Annotated in this window: 15 protein-coding genes and 1 pseudogene; 13 read left to right on the forward strand and 3 right to left on the reverse strand. The window is 72.1% G+C overall.

The window, feature by feature from the left end; translation table 11 throughout:
- The first annotated feature begins 93 nt into the window (after window positions 1–93).
- The 12 genes from OHS82_RS38250 (at window position 94) to OHS82_RS38305 (ending at window position 11,597) form a co-directional block, all read left to right on the forward strand.
- Window positions 94–1,662 (forward strand): glycoside hydrolase family 53 protein, encoded by a 1,569-nt coding sequence (locus OHS82_RS38250; RefSeq protein WP_057581463.1) that lies wholly within the window; start codon window positions 94–96, stop codon window positions 1,660–1,662.
- 222 nt (window positions 1,663–1,884) lie between these two features.
- Window positions 1,885–2,172, forward strand: coding sequence for an ArsR family transcriptional regulator (locus OHS82_RS38255; RefSeq protein ID WP_328435535.1), 288 nt, complete (start codon window positions 1,885–1,887; stop codon window positions 2,170–2,172).
- Between the two features lie 128 nt (window positions 2,173–2,300).
- On the forward strand, window positions 2,301–3,263 hold the full coding sequence (locus tag OHS82_RS38260) for an SMP-30/gluconolactonase/LRE family protein (RefSeq protein ID WP_328435536.1): 963 nt from the start codon (window positions 2,301–2,303) through the stop codon (window positions 3,261–3,263).
- Window positions 3,264–3,406: 143 nt separating this feature from the next.
- On the forward strand, window positions 3,407–3,862 hold the full coding sequence (crcB, locus tag OHS82_RS38265) for a fluoride efflux transporter CrcB (RefSeq protein WP_057581470.1): 456 nt from the start codon (window positions 3,407–3,409) through the stop codon (window positions 3,860–3,862).
- Entirely contained in the window at window positions 3,859–4,305 is a 447-nt protein-coding gene (locus OHS82_RS38270) for a DUF190 domain-containing protein (RefSeq protein WP_079041443.1), read from the forward strand. Before crcB (OHS82_RS38265) ends, OHS82_RS38270 begins: the two co-directional genes overlap by 4 nt.
- The gene (gene crcB, locus OHS82_RS38275; protein ID WP_057581472.1) at window positions 4,302–4,667 is read left to right on the forward strand and encodes a fluoride efflux transporter CrcB; all 366 of its coding nucleotides are present in this window, start codon (window positions 4,302–4,304) and stop codon (window positions 4,665–4,667) included. The genes OHS82_RS38270 and crcB (OHS82_RS38275) overlap by 4 nt, the downstream gene beginning before the upstream one ends.
- Before the next feature lie 95 nt (window positions 4,668–4,762).
- Window positions 4,763–5,599: an undecaprenyl-diphosphate phosphatase gene (locus OHS82_RS38280; protein ID WP_057581474.1), complete on the forward strand. Its 837-nt coding sequence runs from the start codon at window positions 4,763–4,765 to the stop codon at window positions 5,597–5,599.
- A 165-nt stretch (window positions 5,600–5,764) separates the two neighbouring features.
- A complete protein-coding gene (locus tag OHS82_RS38285) occupies window positions 5,765–6,442 on the forward strand; it encodes a FadR/GntR family transcriptional regulator (RefSeq protein WP_057581805.1) in 678 nt (225 codons plus the stop codon).
- A complete protein-coding gene (locus tag OHS82_RS38290) occupies window positions 6,439–7,878 on the forward strand; it encodes an amino acid permease (RefSeq protein ID WP_057581476.1) in 1,440 nt (479 codons plus the stop codon). Before OHS82_RS38285 ends, OHS82_RS38290 begins: the two co-directional genes overlap by 4 nt.
- 44 nt (window positions 7,879–7,922) lie before the next feature.
- Window positions 7,923–8,939 (forward strand): asparaginase, encoded by a 1,017-nt coding sequence (locus OHS82_RS38295; RefSeq protein WP_057581478.1) that lies wholly within the window; start codon window positions 7,923–7,925, stop codon window positions 8,937–8,939.
- Window positions 8,940–9,189: 250 nt separating this feature from the next.
- Window positions 9,190–10,602 carry an aspartate ammonia-lyase gene (gene aspA, locus OHS82_RS38300; RefSeq protein ID WP_057581480.1) on the forward strand — a complete coding sequence of 471 codons (1,413 nt, stop codon included), beginning with the start codon at window positions 9,190–9,192 and terminating at the stop codon, window positions 10,600–10,602.
- Between the two features lie 56 nt (window positions 10,603–10,658).
- Complete coding sequence (locus OHS82_RS38305) at window positions 10,659–11,597, forward strand: glutaminase (RefSeq protein ID WP_057581482.1); 939 nt, start codon at window positions 10,659–10,661, stop codon at window positions 11,595–11,597.
- Window positions 11,598–11,732: 135 nt separating this feature from the next.
- Here the strand turns inward: OHS82_RS38305 and OHS82_RS38310 are convergent, their stop codons facing one another.
- Window positions 11,733–13,088, reverse strand: a complete 1,356-nt coding sequence (locus tag OHS82_RS38310; RefSeq protein ID WP_328435537.1) for a D-alanyl-D-alanine carboxypeptidase family protein — start codon at window positions 13,086–13,088, stop codon at window positions 11,733–11,735.
- Between the two features lie 86 nt (window positions 13,089–13,174).
- Window positions 13,175–14,399: pseudogene (rho, locus tag OHS82_RS38315) on the reverse strand (transcription termination factor Rho); the annotation flags it as partial.
- A 281-nt stretch (window positions 14,400–14,680) separates the two neighbouring features.
- Here rho and OHS82_RS38320 point away from each other — a divergent pair.
- Entirely contained in the window at window positions 14,681–15,589 is a 909-nt protein-coding gene (locus OHS82_RS38320) for a hypothetical protein (RefSeq protein ID WP_328435538.1), read from the forward strand.
- 6 nt (window positions 15,590–15,595) lie between these two features.
- Here OHS82_RS38320 and OHS82_RS38325 read toward each other — a convergent pair whose 3' ends face one another.
- On the reverse strand, window positions 15,596–16,003 hold the full coding sequence (locus OHS82_RS38325) for a nuclear transport factor 2 family protein (RefSeq protein WP_057581490.1): 408 nt from the start codon (window positions 16,001–16,003) through the stop codon (window positions 15,596–15,598).
- Window positions 16,004–16,086: the final 83 nt, after the last annotated feature.

Raw genomic sequence — 16,086 nt, forward strand, 5'->3', positions numbered from 1 at the left:
CCCTTCGCCCGTGGAGCCGCGAGCCGCGGGCGGAGGGGGCCCTCACCCCACGAGGGAACCCCACCCATCACGTCGAAGGGACGACGGACGACGATGTTCCATCCCAGACGCACGCTCAGGGCCCTGCTGCTGCCGCTCGCCGCGGGCCTCGCCCTCACCGCCCTGCCCGCGCAGACCGCGCAGGCGGCGGCCACGCTGACCAACGGCGGCTTCGAGACGGACGGCACCGGCACCGCCACACCGGCCGGCTGGTCGACGTACTCGGCGGCCGGGCAGAACTCCGCCTCCTTCACCGAGTCCGGCGGCCACGGCGGCAGTCACCGCCTCTCGCACTACTCGGCGGCCGCGTACAAGGTCGAGACGTACCAGTACCTCTCCGGGCTCGCCAACGGCGCCTACACACTCACCGCCTGGGTGCGCTCCGGCGGCGGCCAGAAGTCCGCGTACATCGCGTTGAAGAACTGCGGCGGCGCCGAGCAGCGCACCGACATCCCGGTCTCCGCCGGCGGATGGATCCGGATCGTCACCTCCGTCGCGGTGACGAACAACCAGTGCACCGTCAGCGTCACCTCCGACGCCAACGCCGGAAACTGGATCAACGTCGACGACCTGACCTTCGCGCCGGGTTCCACGGGCCTCGCCGTCAAGGGCTCGGACGTGTCGTCGCTCGTGAAGAGCGAAGCCCTCGGCGGCGTCTACCGGAACAGCTCCGGCACCGCCCAGGACGCGCTCGCCGTGCTGCGGAACGCCGGGCAGAACTACGCCCGGCTGAAGGTCTGGGTGAACCCGGCCGACGGATACAACAACAAGGCCCGGGTCCTCACGGCGGCCAAGCGCGTCAAGGCCCGGGGCATGAAGCTGCTGGTGGACTTCCACTACTCGGACACCTGGGCCGACCCGGGAGCGCAGACCGTGCCCTCCGCCTGGGCCGGACACTCCTACAGCCAGCTGAAGACGGACGTCTACCAGCACACCTACGACGTGCTCAACGCCCTCAAGGCACAGGGCACCGCCGCCGACATGGTGCAGGTCGGCAACGAGATCAACGGCGGCATGCTGTGGTCGGCGGGCTCCACCGACAACTGGTCACAGCTGGCCGGACTGCTCAACTCCGGCTATTCCGCGGTCAAGGCGGTCGGCTCCGCCACGCCCGTGGCGCTCCACCTCGCCAAGGGCGGGGACCTGGCCGGCACCCGCTGGTGGTTCGACAACGCCGTCTCCCACGGCGTGAAGTTCGACGTCATCGGCCTGTCGTACTACGGCTACTGGCACGGCACGCTCGCCGACTTCCAGACCACCCTCGACGACGCGGCCGCCCGCTACGCCAAGCCGGTCTACGTCGCCGAGACGGCCTACCCCTTCCGGCTGGACAGTGAGGACCCGCACGAGAACATCATCGACCTGCCGAGCGAGCTGGTGTCCGGATACCCGGCCTCCGTCTCCGGCCAGACGCGGTGGATGAACGACGTGGCGAGCATCGTGGAGGCCGTCCCGAACGGCCGCGGGCTCGGCGTCTTCTACTGGGAGTCCACCTGGACGGCCGTCGGCGGCAACGGCTGGGACCCGACCGACGCCTCCTCCGGCAACGGCTGGGAGAACCAGGCCCTGTTCGGCTACGACGACAGGGCGCTGTCCTCGATGTCCTGGTTCGGCCACCGCTGACCCACCGGCCTCGCACAGCGGGGGCCCGGCCGCACTCCCGCGGCCGGGCCCCCGCCCGTCCTGCCCGCAGTCCTCCCCGCCCGTCCCGGTCCTGCCCCAACGGCCCTGTGAGTCAGGGGCGTTCGATCCGGGACGAGGCTCGCGGAGTTCGGGACACGACGGCCCCGACTGCGGAAGAGTGGGACGACGCGGTACGAGGAGGCTCGGACGGAGGGGACGACGATGCTGAGGACTCCCGCAAGTGAGCGGCGACTCGAGATCCTGGAGTGGCTGAAGGAGCCGGCCCGGCACTTTCCGCGGCCACGACACGGCGACCTCGTCCAGGACGGCGTCACCGCGGACGTCGTCGCGGCGAAACTCGGCGTGCGCCGCCGGGTGGCCGACACCCACCTCGCCCTGCTCGCCGGCATCGGCCTGCTGCGCGCCAGGCGGATAGGACGCCGCACCTACTACCGGCGCGACGAGATGCGCATAGCCGAAGTGGCCCGCATGTTCGAGAAGGGCTGGTAGCGGGTGCGGGGGAGAGGCCGCTGGGAGCGCCGCGCGCAAAGGCCCCGGCGAGAAACCCGGTGACGGCCCGTCGGCCCGGACGCGCCACCTGCGAGACCGGCAGTCTTCCCCAACGAAGGATGGATCTCATGGACCGACGGACGGCCCTCGTCCCGCTCCGGTACGTCGCGCTCCCCGGGCACGGCCCCGAGGACGTCGTCGCCGACTCCGAAGGGCGGATCCTGACCGGGGTGGCGGACGGACGGATCCTGCGCGTCGACGGACTGGACGATCCGTCCGCCGCCCGGGTCGAATGCCTCGCCGAGATCGCCGGCCGCCCGCTCGGCCTCGAACTCCTCCCGGACGGCGACCTGTTGGTGTGCTCGGCCGACGGAGCGCTGTTGCGCGTCGACCTCGGCGGCGCCGGTCGGGTCCAGGTGGTGACCGAGACGGCGGCGGGGGAGCGGCTGCGCTTCTGCAGCAATGTCGTCGCCCTGCCCGACGGGACGGTCTACTTCACCGTGTCCAGCCGGGTCCACCCCCTGCGGGACTGGATGGGCGACATCGTCGAGCACAGCGGCACCGGACGCCTGCTGCGTCTGGCGCCCGGCGCCCGCGAGGCCGACGTCGTGCTGGAGGGGCTGCAGTTCGCCAACGGCCTGGTGCGCGGCGGCGACGACTCGTGTCTGATCGTCGCCGAGACCGGCGCCCGCCGCCTCACCCGCTTCCGGCTCACCGGCCCCCGGGCCGGACAGGCCGAACCGCTCGCCGGGAACCTGCCCGGCTTCCCGGACAACATGTGGCGCGGCGCGCCGGACGGCCCGGTCTGGGTGGCGCTGGCCGGTCCGCGGGTCCCCCCGCTCGGCCTTCTGCACCGCGCGGCCCCCGCCGTACGCCGTCGCGCCGCCCGTCTCGCCCTGCACGTCCCCTACCGCCCCTCCGCCACGACGGGCGTGCTCGCGATCGACGACGACGGCCGGGTCCTGCAGCGGCTCACCCGGCGCGGATCCGGCTTCCGCATGGTCACCAGCGTCTGCGAGACCGGCGGCAGGCTGGTCCTGGGCAGCCTGTGGGAGCGGGGTATCGCGATCTGCGAGGCACCGGTGGTCTAGCGCCTGCCGCGGCGCCCCCCCGCGACCCGTCCTGCGCCGGCGTGATGTGCCGGAAGGCGCTGGTGCGACGGAGCTACGCTGGTGCCCGGCTGTGATCACTCGGGATCCGGCGGGGCGGGCGGACGGGCAGGAGACATGACGACATGACAGCCCCACAGGCCCAGGGCCTGCGCGCCGGGGCCCCGCGCAGGACCGCCCGCTCGGGTCAGCTTCCGGTGGTCGCCGTCGTGGCCCTCGGCGGTGGCGTCGGCGCCGCCGCCCGCTACGCCGCCGCGCTCCGGTGGCCCGTCGGGGCCGGCGGCTTCCCCTGGACGACGTTCTGGGTGAACGTGGTCGGATGCGCCGTGATCGGCGTCTTCCTGGTGGTGATCACCGAGGTCGTGACGGTTCACCGGCTGGTGCGGCCGTTCTTCGGCACCGGGGTGCTCGGCGGCTTCACCACCTTCTCGACGTACGCCGTCGACATCCAGAGGCTGATCGACGCGGGTCGCACCGGCACCGCCCTGGCCTACCTCGCCGCGACCCTGGCCGGGGCGCTCGCCGCGGTGTGGCTCGCGGCCACGGCGACCCGCCGCGTCCTTGCGAGGGGGCGGCGATGACCCGGCTCTCCGGCGGCGCCCTGCGGCTGACCGTCTTCGTCGGCGAGAACGACACCTGGCGGCACAGACCCCTGTACTCGGAGATCGTGCACCGCGCCCACGCGGCCGGTCTCGCGGGGGCCAGCGTCTTCCGCGGCGTCGAGGGCTTCGGCGCCTCCTCGCTGATCCACACCTCTCGGCTTCTCTCGCTCAGCGAGGACCTGCCGGTCGCCGTCGTGATCGTCGACACGCCGGAACGGGTGGAGGCCTTCCTGCCGCAGCTCGACGAGCTGGTCACGGACGGGCTGGTGGTTCTCGACGAATGCCGTGTCCTCAGATTCGCGGGCCGGGGCGGAGGCGCGGACGGCGACGGGGACGGGGACGGAAACAGGGGCGGAAGCGGAGTCGGAGGCGGCGGCGACCGGCGGGACGATTCGGACATGAAGGGTAAGAACTCGTTGTGAACTGGCTGGTGGTCGTCGCCGGCGGCATGATCGGCGCGCCGCTGCGCTACCTGACCGACCGCGCGGTGCAGTCCCGGCACGACTCCGTCTTCCCCTGGGGCACCTTCGTCGTCAACGTCGTCGGCTGCCTGATCCTCGGTGCGCTGACCGGCGCCGCGACCGTCGGCCCCGACCTGCGGTTGTTCCTGGGGACGGGGCTCTGCGGGGCGCTGACCACGTACTCCACCTTCTCGTACGAGACGCTGCGGCTGACCGAGAGCGGCGCCGGACTGCAGGCCGCCGCCAATGCCGTCGGGAGCGTGGCCGTGGGGCTGGGGGCCGCGTTCGCGGGGGTCGCCCTGGGACAGTGGGCGTGGCCGTGAAGACGTCCGCCAGGCGTCGGGCCTGGTAGGACTGTCTCCGACACCGGGGCGTCCACCACGCCGTCGACCGACCCGTCTCCTCAGAACTGGATTCCATGAGCGCCATCTCCGTCGGCCAAGCCGTCGTCCTCGGAGCCGTCGAGGGAGTGACCGAGTTCCTCCCCGTCTCCTCCACCGGTCATCTGAAGATCACCGAAGGGCTGATGCACATCCCGGTCGACGACGACGCCGTCGTCGGGTTCTCCGCCGTCATCCAGGTCGGGGCGATCGCCGCGGTGCTCGTCTACTTCCGCAAGGACATCGTGCGGATCGTGTCGGCGTGGTTCCGCGGGCTGCGCGACCGTGAGGAGCGCCACCACCACGACTACAAGTTCGCCTGGTGGGTGATCTACGCGACGATCCCGATCGTCGTGGTCGGCCTCGCCGCCAAGCCGCTCATCGAGGGACCGCTGGCCTCGCTGTGGGTGGTGGCGGGCTCGCTCATCGCCGGCAGCGGCGTGATGTGGGCGGCCGACCAGATGGGCCGGCACAAGCGCGGCGAGGACGACACCTCGTTCAAGGACGCGATGCTCGTCGGCAGCTCCCAGATCCTCGCGCTGCTCTTCCCCGGCTTCTCCCGCTCCGGCGCCACCATGTCCACCGCGCTCATCCTGGACCTGGACCGGGTCGCCGCCACCCGTCTGTCGTTCTTCCTCGGCATCCCCGCCCTCACCGGCGCCGGCATCTACGAGCTGAAGGACGCCCTGGGCACGGGCGCGGGCGCGGCGCCCCTCGCCGTCGGCACGGCGGTGTCCTTCGTGGTCGCCTACGCCTCCATCGCCTGGCTGCTGAAGTTCGTCGCCAAGCACTCCTTCAACGCGTTCGTCGTCTACCGGATCGTCGTCGGACTCGCCCTGTTCGGGCTGCTGGCCTCCGGAGTCCTCGACAGCTGAGCCGCCGGTCCCCGTTCCGGGGCGGGACGTTGCCTTTCAGGCCGCCCGCCCCGGAATTTTTGTCTTCAGTCGTCTTGACAGGGCCCTCGGGCCACCCGGAGTATCTGTCCCGTGAACCTGTCAGACAGCCAGACAGGTGGCGGGATGCCGCGGCGCGTCAGTGCCATGGAAGCGGTGCTCGTCCACCTCCGCGGCGCCATCGAACGCGGCGAGTACGCCATCGGCGACAAGCTCCCCTCCGAGGCGGAGCTCTGCCGCACCCTCGAGGTGTCCCGGCCCGTGCTGCGGGAGGCCCTGCGCGCCCTGCAGACCATGGGCCTGACGGTCGCCAAGACCGGCAAGGGCACGTTCGTGGTCGCCAACACCGTCGAGGACCCCACCTTCGGCGACTACGCGGCCAGCGACCTGCTCGAGGTGCGCCGCCACGTCGAGATCCCGGTCGCCGGGTACGCGGCCCGGCGTCGCACCGCGGAGAACCTGGACCACCTCGCCCATCTGCTCGAGCGCATGGAGCGGGAGACGGACACCACCGCGTGGGTCGCGATGGACACCCTCTTCCACCTGGCCGTCGCCGAAGCCGCCCAGAACCCGGTCTTCCGCCGGGTCATCGAGGAGATCCGGGACGCACTGGCGCGTCAGTCGGCCTTCCTCAACGAACTGGGCGGCCGGCGCGAACAGTCCAACCGCGAGCACCGGGCGATCGTCGAAGCGCTGATCGACGGTTCCGAGACCGACGCCGTGGAGGCCATGAGCCACCACCTCGACCGCGTCGAGACCACCCTCACCGACATCGTCCGCGCCGCCGGCACGGACGCCCCCCTGGAAGGCGGACCCGAGGCGTGAGCGACCAGCACCTCAAAGACGAGACGCGACCCTCCACCCCTCACGTCGACGCCGGAGACGAGGGCTACAGCAAGTCGCTGAAGTCCCGCCACGTCAACATGATCGCCATCGGCGGGGCCATCGGCACCGGCCTGTTCCTCGGCGCCGGCGGCCGGCTCGCCGACGCCGGACCCTCCCTCTTCATCGCCTACGCGGTCTGCGGGATCTTCGCCTTCCTCGTCGTGCGCGCCCTGGGCGAACTCGTCCTGTACCGCCCCTCGTCCGGCGCCTTCGTGTCCTACGCCCGTGAGTTCATGGGTGAGAAGGGCGCATACACGGCCGGCTGGATGTACTTCCTGAACTGGGCCACCACCGGCATCGCCGACATCACCGCGGTCGCCACCTACACCCACTACTGGGGCATGTTCTCCGACATACCCCAGTGGGTGATCGCGCTCATCGCCCTGGCCGTGGTCCTCACCGTGAACCTGATCTCCGTGAAGATCTTCGGCGAACTGGAGTTCTGGTTCGCCATCGTCAAGGTCAGCGCCCTGGTGATCTTCATGTGCATCGGGATCTTCCTGCTGGTCACCCAGCACCCGGTGGACGGCGCCACCCCCGGCCCCTCGCTCATCAGCGACAACGGCGGCCTCTTTCCCAGCGGCCTGCTGCCCATGCTGCTGATCATTCAGGGCGTCGTCTTCGCCTACGCCTCCGTCGAACTGGTCGGCGTCGCCGCCGGCGAGACCGAGAACCCCGAGAAGATCGTGCCGAAGGCGATCAACTCGATCATGTGGCGGGTGGGTCTGTTCTACGTCGGCTCGGTGGTCCTGCTGTCGATGCTGCTGCCGTGGAACAAGTACACCTCCGGCGAGAGCCCCTTCGTGACGGTCCTGTCCAACGTCGGCATCCCGGCGGCGGGCGGGGTCATGAACCTCGTCGTCCTCACCGCGGCCATGTCCTCGCTCAACTCCGGCCTGTACTCCACCGGCCGCATCCTGCGCTCCATGGCGATATCGGGCTCCGCGCCGAAGTTCACCTCGGTCATGAGCCGCAGCCAGGTCCCCTACGGCGGCATTCTCCTCACCAGCGGCATCTGCGTCCTCGGTGTGGGCCTGAACTTCGTCGTCCCGGCGGACGCCTTCGAGATCGTCCTCAACTTCGCGGCGATCGGCATCCTCGCCACCTGGGGCATGATCATGATCTGTCACCTCCTCTTCTGGCAGAAGACCCAGAAGGGCGAGCTGACCCGCCCCGGCTACCGGCTGCCGGGCTCCCCCTGGACCGAACTCGTGACGCTGTTCTTCCTCGCCTCGGTCCTGGTCCTCATGTACGCCGACGGCGGCGCCGGACGCACCACCGTGCTGTGCCTGCCGCTGATCGCCGCGGCCCTGGTCGCCGGGTGGTACGCCATCCGCCGCAACCTCGCCCGCACCTCGTCCGAGGCCGACGCGTGACCCCGTCGCCGGCCGCCGACCACCCACCAGTGATGCAGGCAGTGATGTACAGCAGTTCCCTCGCCGACGCACCCGTGATCCGCGAACCCCTCCACGCGCCCGTCGCCCACCTGGTCCGCGGCGGGGTGACCGAGGGCGTCCACTACGGCTCCGTCGTCGTCCTCGGCGCGGACGGCGCCGTCGAGCTCCAGCTCGGCGACGTCGAGGCCGCCTTCTACCCGCGCTCGGCGCTCAAACCCGTCCAGGCCGTCGCCATGGTCCGGGCCGGGCTGCCGCTCGACGGCGAGCTCCTCTCGCTCGCGGCGGCCAGCCACTCCGGCGAGGAACGCCACCTCGCCGGGACCCGGCGCATCCTCGAACTCGCGGGCGTCACGGAGGACGACCTGCGCAACGTCGAGGACCTGCCGTACGCCCCGGCAGTCCGCGACGACTGGATACGCGAGGGCCGCGAGCCCTCCCGCCTGGCCCAGAACTGCTCCGGCAAGCACGCGGCCATGCTCTACACCTGCAAGCTCAACGGCTGGTCCCTCGACGGCTACCTCGACCCGGCGCACCCGCTCCAGCAGGCGATCGCCGAGATCGTCGAGGACCTCACCGGGCAGCGCATCGCCCGGGTCACCGTCGACGGATGCGGCGCCCCCCTGTTCTCCGTCTCCCTGCACGGCCTCGCCCGGGCCGTCTCCCGCGTCACCGCCTCCGCACCCGGCACCCCCGAGGCGCGCGTGGCCGACGCGATGCGCGCCCACGCCGAGATGGCCTCCGGCGCCGGCCGGGACGTCGCGGCCCTGATGCACGCCGTGCCCGGGCTGCTCGCCAAGGACGGCTTCGAGGGCGTCGAGGTCGCCGCGCTTCCCGACGGCCGCGCCGTCGCCGTCAAGATCTCCGACGGCGCGAACCGCGCCCGCGTCCCCGTCACCGCGGCGGCCCTCGTCCGGGCCGGCGTCGACCCGCGCCTGCTCACGGAGTTCGCGGGCGAGCCCCTCCTCGGCGGCGGCCGGCCTGTGGGCGGCCTGCGACCCGTCCGGGCGCTGGACCCGGTCACCGTGCGGGCCTGCGCCTGACGGCTCCGGTGGCCACCGGGTGTGCGCGGTGGCCACCGGCGGCGGACCGCCGGCCCCCGGCGATTCCCGCCACCGCAGACCCGGCCGGGCCCCGCGCCCGGCCGCCGAACCGCCGGTCCGGTCACCACCGGACGGCACCCGACCGGCTCGGGCGGACGTCACCCCGCACCGCCCGAGCCGGCCGTCACCGGACACCACCTCCTCCGTACCTCCACCCTCAGCGCCAGCCTCAGAAAGAGGTCGCACCCTCATGACCACCGCCGTCACCCGCAGCGAACACGACCTGCTCGGAGACCGGGACGTCCCCGCCGAGGTCTACTGGGGCGTGCACACCCTGCGCGCCATCGAGAACTTCCCCATCACCGGCACGCCGATCTCGGCCCACCCGCATCTCGTCGACGCCCTCGCCGCCGTCAAGGAGGCCGCCGCCCTCGCGAACGAGGAGCTGGGTCTGCTGGAGCCGGAGAAGGCGGCCGCCATCGTCGCCGCCTGCCGCGAGATCCGCACGGGCCGGCTGCACGACCAGTTCGTCGTGGACGTCGTCCAGGGCGGCGCGGGCACCTCGACCAACATGAACGCCAACGAGGTGATCGCCAACCGGGCACTGGAGCTGCTGGGCCACGCGAAGGGGGAGTACCGGTTCCTGCACCCCAACGAGCACGTCAACCTCGGCCAGTCCACCAACGACGTGTACCCGACCGCCGTCAAGGTGGCGACGGTGTTCGCGGTGCGCGGACTGCTCGACGCGATGGCCGTGCTGCAGGACTCCTACGCCCGCAAGGCCGTCGAGTTCCGCGACGTGCTCAAAATGGGCCGGACCCAGCTGCAGGACGCGGTGCCGATGACGCTCGGCCAGGAGTTCTCCGCGTACGCCGTCATGACGGACGAGGACCGCAGCCGTCTCGCCGAGGCCGTCGAGCTGATCCACGAGATCAACCTGGGCGCGACCGCGATCGGCACCGGCCTCAACGCGCCCGCCGGCTACGCGGAGTCGGCCCGCAGCCACCTCGCGAAGATCACGGGGCTGCCGCTGGTGACCGCCGCGAACCTGGTCGAGGCCACCCAGGACTGCGGCGCGTTCGTACAGATGTCCGGCGTCCTGAAGCGGATCGCCGTCAAGCTCTCGAAGAGCTGCAACGACCTGCGGCTGCTGTCCTCCGGGCCGCGCGCGGGCCTCGGGGAGATCAACCTGCCGCCGGTGCAGGCGGGTTCGTCGATCATGCCCGGCAAGGTCAACCCGGTGATCCCGGAGGTCGTCAACCAGGTCGCCTTCGAGGTGATCGGCAACGACGTCACCATCACCATGGCCGCCGAGGCGGGACAGCTCCAGCTCAACGCCTTCGAGCCGATCATCCTGCACTCCCTGTCGGAGAGCATCACCCACCTGCGCGCCGCCTGCCTCACCCTCGCCGAGCGCTGTGTCGACGGCATCACCGCCAACACCGAGGCGCTGCGCGCGAGCGTGGAGAACTCCATCGGCCTGGTGACCGCCCTCAACCCGCACATCGGCTACACGGCGGCCACCGAGATCGCCAAGGAGGCCCTCGTCACCGGCCGCGGCGTCGCCGAACTCGTCCTGGAGAAGGGACTGCTGCCCGCAGAACGCCTGGCCGGTCTGCTGCGCCCCGAGGTGCTGGCGGGCAGCGGGCACGCGCTGGCCTGACCCGGCCGACCCCTTACGACCTGCGACGAACGCGCCAGGACCGGCGCGGAGGCACAATGGTGATCATGACAACGACGTCGTCCCTCGCCTTCCAGCCGGTTCTGGAGCGCATCGCCGAGGAGATAGAGCGCACCCCCGGCCGGGGCCGGCCCGCCGACTACATCCCGGCGCTCGCCGCCTGCGACCCGCGCCGCTTCGGCATGGCCGTGGCGGAGCCGGACGGCACGGTGTACGGCGTGGGGGACTGGCGGGAGCCGTTCTCCACGCAGTCCCTCACCAAGGTCTTCACGCTCGCGCTCGGTCTCGCCCGGGAGGGCGACGAACTCTGGGAGCACGTGGGCCGGGAGCCCTCGGGCAACCCCTTCAACTCCCTGGTGCAACTGGAGTACGAGGGAGGCATCCCGCGCAACCCGTTCATCAACGCGGGCGCGCTGGTCGTCACCGACCGCCTGCACACCCGCAGCGGAGACGCGTCCCAAGAGCTGCTGGAGTTCCTGCGCGTCGAGAGCGGCAACCCCGGGCTCGACTTCGACGAGGAGATCGCCGCCTCCGAGGCCGCGCACGGCCACCGCAACGCCGCCCTCGCCCACTTCATGGCGTCGTACGGCAACATCGACAACGAGGTGCCGGTCCTGCTCGACCAGTACTTCCGGCAGTGCTCCCTCACCGCCTCCTGCGCCGACCTCGCCCTGGCGACCGGCTTCCTCGCCCGGCACGGCGTGCGTGCCGACGGCGCCCGGCTGCTCACCCGGAGCCAGGCCAAACAGGTCAACGCGGTGATGCTGACCTGCGGGACGTACGACGCCGCCGGTGAGTTCGCCTACCGGGTCGGCCTGCCCGGCAAGAGCGGCGTCGGCGGCGGCATCATCGCCGTCGTGCCGGGCCGCTGCACGCTGTGTGTGTGGAGTCCGGGCCTGGACGAGCACGGCAACTCGGTGGCGGGAGTGGCCGCGCTCGACCGGTTCACGACGCTCACGGGACTGTCCGTGTTCTGACCCCGCGTCGTTCCCGTCCCGGTCGTCCCACCCCGCGTGGCGTGAGCAGGCGCGCGGTCGGTCCAGGACGGTCGTCGGCCCCCGCCTGGGCGTCTGCGCGTCTGCGCGCGGGACCGCGGCGCGGCCCGTCGGGGGTCAGTCGCGGGTGAACCGGCGGCGCGCGACCCGCAGCACCAGCGCCACCGCCGCACCGCCGAGGACGGCCGCGCCGGCGATCTCCGCGGCCGCCGTCGGCCATCCGGGACGCCGTGGCGGATCGGCGGCGGCGACCGAGGCTGCCGTCGCCGTCCGTGTCCCCGCCGGGGACGGCGTGGACGTCCGTGCCGACGGGGGGCCCGGATTCGCCGTGGAGGTCCGCGGCGGAGTGCGGGTGGGAGTCCGGGTGGACGCCGCCTGCGGTCCCGCGACGGGAGACGCCGGGGGGCGCAGTGCGTCGAGCGAGCCGACCGGCTCGACACGGCCGGCCGCCTCGAACCCCCAGTCGAGCAGGTCCCGGGCCTCCTCGTAGACGGCGTGCCCGCCGCCCGCCTGAGGGTTCATCACCGTCACCACGAGGGTGCGCCCGTCCCGGCGGGCGGCGGCCACCAGGGTGTTGCCGGCGTTGCTGGTGTAGCCGTTCTTGATCCCGATCAGCCCGGGGTACGGTTCGACGCCGTCGTGTCCGGTGAGCAGCCGGTTGGTGTTGGCGATGCCGTACGACCATCCTTCGCCGCCGGGGAACGCGGCCTCCGCCGTGCCGCAGTAGCGGGCGAAGTCGGCGTTGCGCAGCCCGGCCCGGCCGAACACCGCCAGGTCGTACGCGGAGGACACCTGGCCGGGTGTGTCGTATCCGTCGGGCGAGCGGACGTGGGTGTCCAGTGCGCCGAGGGAGCGGGCCTTCTCCTGCATGCGGGCGGTGGTCGCGCTCCAGCCGCCGTTGAGGGACGCCAGCACGTGCACGGCGTCGTTGCCCGAGTTGAGGAACACCCCGCGCCACAGGTCGGCGACGGTGTACGTCTGCCCCTCGGCGACCCCGACCAGGCTGCTCCCCGGCCCGATGCCCGCGAGTTCCTCCTCGGAGACCCGGTGCCGCAGGCCGGCGGGCAGCGTCGGCAGCACCGTGAGGGCGAACAGCGTCTTGAGCGTGCTGGCGGGCGGCAGCCTGCGGTGGGCGTGGGACGCGGCGAGCACCTCGCCGGTGTCGGCGTCCGCGACCAGCCAGGACAGCGCGGAGACGTCCGGCACGTCGGGCACGCCGTCGCGCGGCCTCACCTGGACGCCGGAGCGGTACAGCACCGCCGTCCGCGACGCCTGCGCGCGTGCGGCGGGGAGCCCGGCGGCGCCGGCGCCGCCGGGGGCGCCGGCGGCTGCGGGGGCCGGGCCGGGGGAGCCGGGCGGGCCGGGGGCCGCCGTGGCCGGGGCGACGGCGGCGACGGGACCGAGCGCCAGGGCGCCTGCCGCACAGAACACGCCGGCCGAGAGAGCGACCCGGGAGGAGAATCCGATCGTCATACGATCAACCTAGGAACGATCGCCTTCTTCCCCGTCCCGCCCGTGCCGAAGGCGGGCCGGTGAGCACCCCAATGGGGTACCTCCCCTCAGCCGGTCGGCAGGGTCGGCTGGATCAGCCGCAGGAAGGCGGCGTTGTCGGGGGTCTGCCGCAGCCGCTCCAGGAGCGTCTCCAGGTTCGCCTGGCCGTGCACGGTCTGCAGCGCCCGGCGCAGCCCGCGCACGGCGGCCGACTCGGCCGGGGACAGCAGCAGTTCCTCACGGCGGGTGCCGGAGCCGTTGACGTCGACCGCGGGGAACACCCGCCGGGAGGCCGGTTCGCGGTCCAGGCGCAGTTCCATGTTGCCGGTGCTCTTCAGCTCCTCGAAGTAGAAGTCGTCGGCGCGGGAACCCGTTTCGACCAGGGCGGTGGCGAGGATCGTGAGTGACCCGCCCTCCTCCGCCGCGCGTGCCGCGCCGAAGAACCGCTTCGGGCCGATCAGCGCGGTCGCGTCTACGCCGCCGCTGAGGGTGCGGCCCCCGGCGGCGGCCGCGTTGTTGTGGGCCCGGCACAGCCGGGTCAGCGAGTCGAGGAGGATCACGACGTCCTCGCCGGCCTCCACGAGCCGCTTGGCCCGCTCGACCACCAGGTCGGCGAGGGCGATGTGCTGCCGGGGCGCCCGGTCGAAGGTCGAGGCGTACACCTCGCCGCGCACGGAGCGCCGCATGTCGGTGACCTCCTCGGGCCGCTCGTCGAGGAGCAGGACCATCAGCCGGGCCTCGGGGTGGTTGCCGGCGACCGCGGCGGCGATCTGCTGGAGCAGCACGGTCTTGCCGGTCTTGGGCGGGGCGACGATCAGCCCGCGCTGGCCCTTGCCGACGGGCGCGAGGAGATCGGTGACCCGCCCGGCGAGGCCGGCCGCGGGGTGTTCCAGGCGCAGCCGGCGGTGCGGGTGGATCGGGGTGAGGTCGCGGAAGTGGCGGCGGCCGCGCAGTTCGCCGGGCGCGCGGCCGCCGACGCGGGCCACCTCGGTCAGGGTGCGCTGGGCTCCGCGCACCCCTTCGACGAGGTCACCGCTGCGCAGACCGTGACGGCGGATCAGCGCCGCGGGGACCTGGACGTCGTCCGGGGTGGGCAGGCAGTCGAGCGGGCGCAGGCGGCCCTTCCCGCCCGCGTCGACGTCGAGGACGCCGACGGCGATCCGGACCGGGGGCTGCTGGTGGACGGGGGGCTGTTCGAGTGTGGGGGCGGTCATGGTGGTGTGTCCTTTCACGGACGGAGGCACGGGACGTGCGAGAGGGTGGGAGCGGCCGCGGGAAACGGGCGCGAGAGGCGCCTCGGGCGGCGGGAACGACACCTGGTCACGACGGAGCTGTTCCGTCGACGAGGTGGTGCGGAAAGGCCGCTGCACCGGCCGGGAACGGCGGGTGACTCGGCGGACAGAGAAGGAATCGGCACCGGCGCCTCGGAAGGGGCGTACACAAGTGCCATTTGAACTCTAGCACGCCGATCGGGCGCGCATGGAATCTTCCGTGGTTTGCCGCAGATGTCCTCAGCGGGTAACGATCCGTGACGACACCGGACTTGACTGCTATGTGTGCATTATCTTCACGTCATGTCCACGCCGTCTCAGCCTCCGCAGCAGCCGGAGCCGCCGTCCGGGGCGCCGGCCCAGCCGAGCGCGTACCCCTATCCGAATCCGCAGTCACCAGCCCCCGGCGGGCCGTTGGGGTTCCCCCCGGCGGCGCCCGCCGCCCCGTCCGCGCAAGCGAGCGTCTACGCCCAGCCGACCCTGGTCGGCCCCCTGGTGCCGCAGCCGCAGCCGCAGCCGCAGCCGGGCAACCCCTATGCCCAGCCCGGCCCGTACCCGGCCGTCGCGCCGCCACCGCCCACGGGTGGAGGCGGCGCGGGGCGGGCGGTCCTGTGGGCCGTCGTCGGCGCGGTGGTGGCGTCCGCCGCGTGGGCGGCAGCCGTCTTCCTGGTCCCCGCCGGGTCCGACGTCGACCTGCGCGGCTACTCGGCGCCGGTCAACCTGTGCAACTCCACCGACTACTCGTCCTTCCGGACGGAGTACGCGGCGAACGACAGCACCCCGACCCACAACAGCCTCGGGGACGACGCCCTCGACGAGGTGCTGTGCAACCTCAGCCTGAAGAAGACGGGGTCGAGCTACGCGGACGCGTACCTGTACGTCCAGCTGGACCTGCACAAGAAGACCGATCCGGGACCGGAGTTCACCGCCACCTGGAAGAACTACTCGGAGAGCCACTCGGGTTACGACGTGGAAGCGGTGACGGGCATCGGCGACGAGGCCTATCTCGTCAGTGACGACACCACGTCCTCCTCGTCGAGCGGCTCGCTGTACGCCACCCTCGCCGTGCGCGACGGCTGGGTGACCTACACGATGAGCTACAGCGCCTACTACTCCTCGTACAGCAACGACAAGGACCCGCCGACGCTCGCCGAGGTCTCGGGCTGGCTGAAGACCGACTCCCGGGCCACGCTCGCCGAGCTCAAGGACTGACGCGCCTCAGGAGGCGGAGGCCGCCCGTGCCTCCGCCTCCTTCGCGATGTCGTCGAACCGCGCGCCCATGGCCGCCGCCAGGGCCTGTGCGCCGGACAACGGGCGGACCATGACCGTCAGTTCGTCGATGAGGCCGTTCTCGTCGAGGTGGATGAAGTCGCAGCCGCTGAGCCGGCGTTCCCCCACCCGTGCCGTGAAGACCAGGGCGTGGTCGCGCCCCTCGCCGCCCTCCAGCTCCTGTTCGTACCGGAAGTCCTCGAAGACCTGCGACACCGCGCGCAGGATCGCCGCCGTGATCGCCTTGCCCGGGTAGGGCTTGAAGACGACCGGGCTGGTGAAGACCACGTCCTCGGACAGCAGCGCCTCGACGGCGTCGAGATCGCCGGCCTCGACGGCCTCGCGGAATGCGCGCATCGTATCTCCTCGTTCACATCGATAGTCAATTTGTTGATTAGGTGCGACTGAGAATAATCACCTGCTGTTACCGTGTCCACATG

It is taken from the genome of Streptomyces sp. NBC_00425, from assembly GCF_036030735.1.
In the GTDB taxonomy this organism is placed as follows: Bacteria; Actinomycetota; Actinomycetes; order Streptomycetales; family Streptomycetaceae; genus Streptomyces.

What these genes read in the sequence shown, in the direction of transcription:
- OHS82_RS38250 (WP_057581463.1), top strand. Translation starts at nt 94, where the DNA reads ATGTTCCATCCCAGACGCACGCTCAGGGCCCTGCTGCTGCCGCTCGCC.
- OHS82_RS38255 (WP_328435535.1), top strand. Translation starts at nt 1,885, where the DNA reads ATGCTGAGGACTCCCGCAAGTGAGCGGCGACTCGAGATCCTGGAGTGG.
- OHS82_RS38260 (WP_328435536.1), top strand. Translation starts at nt 2,301, where the DNA reads ATGGACCGACGGACGGCCCTCGTCCCGCTCCGGTACGTCGCGCTCCCC.
- crcB (WP_057581470.1), top strand. Translation starts at nt 3,407, where the DNA reads ATGACAGCCCCACAGGCCCAGGGCCTGCGCGCCGGGGCCCCGCGCAGG.
- OHS82_RS38270 (WP_079041443.1), top strand. Translation starts at nt 3,859, where the DNA reads ATGACCCGGCTCTCCGGCGGCGCCCTGCGGCTGACCGTCTTCGTCGGC.
- OHS82_RS38280 (WP_057581474.1), top strand. Translation starts at nt 4,763, where the DNA reads ATGAGCGCCATCTCCGTCGGCCAAGCCGTCGTCCTCGGAGCCGTCGAG.
- OHS82_RS38285 (WP_057581805.1), top strand. Translation starts at nt 5,765, where the DNA reads ATGGAAGCGGTGCTCGTCCACCTCCGCGGCGCCATCGAACGCGGCGAG.
- OHS82_RS38295 (WP_057581478.1), top strand. Translation starts at nt 7,923, where the DNA reads ATGTACAGCAGTTCCCTCGCCGACGCACCCGTGATCCGCGAACCCCTC.
- aspA (WP_057581480.1), top strand. Translation starts at nt 9,190, where the DNA reads ATGACCACCGCCGTCACCCGCAGCGAACACGACCTGCTCGGAGACCGG.
- OHS82_RS38305 (WP_057581482.1), top strand. Translation starts at nt 10,659, where the DNA reads ATGGTGATCATGACAACGACGTCGTCCCTCGCCTTCCAGCCGGTTCTG.
- OHS82_RS38310 (WP_328435537.1), bottom strand. Translation starts at nt 13,088, where the DNA reads ATGACGATCGGATTCTCCTCCCGGGTCGCTCTCTCGGCCGGCGTGTTC.
- OHS82_RS38320 (WP_328435538.1), top strand. Translation starts at nt 14,681, where the DNA reads ATGTCCACGCCGTCTCAGCCTCCGCAGCAGCCGGAGCCGCCGTCCGGG.
- OHS82_RS38325 (WP_057581490.1), bottom strand. Translation starts at nt 16,003, where the DNA reads ATGCGCGCATTCCGCGAGGCCGTCGAGGCCGGCGATCTCGACGCCGTC.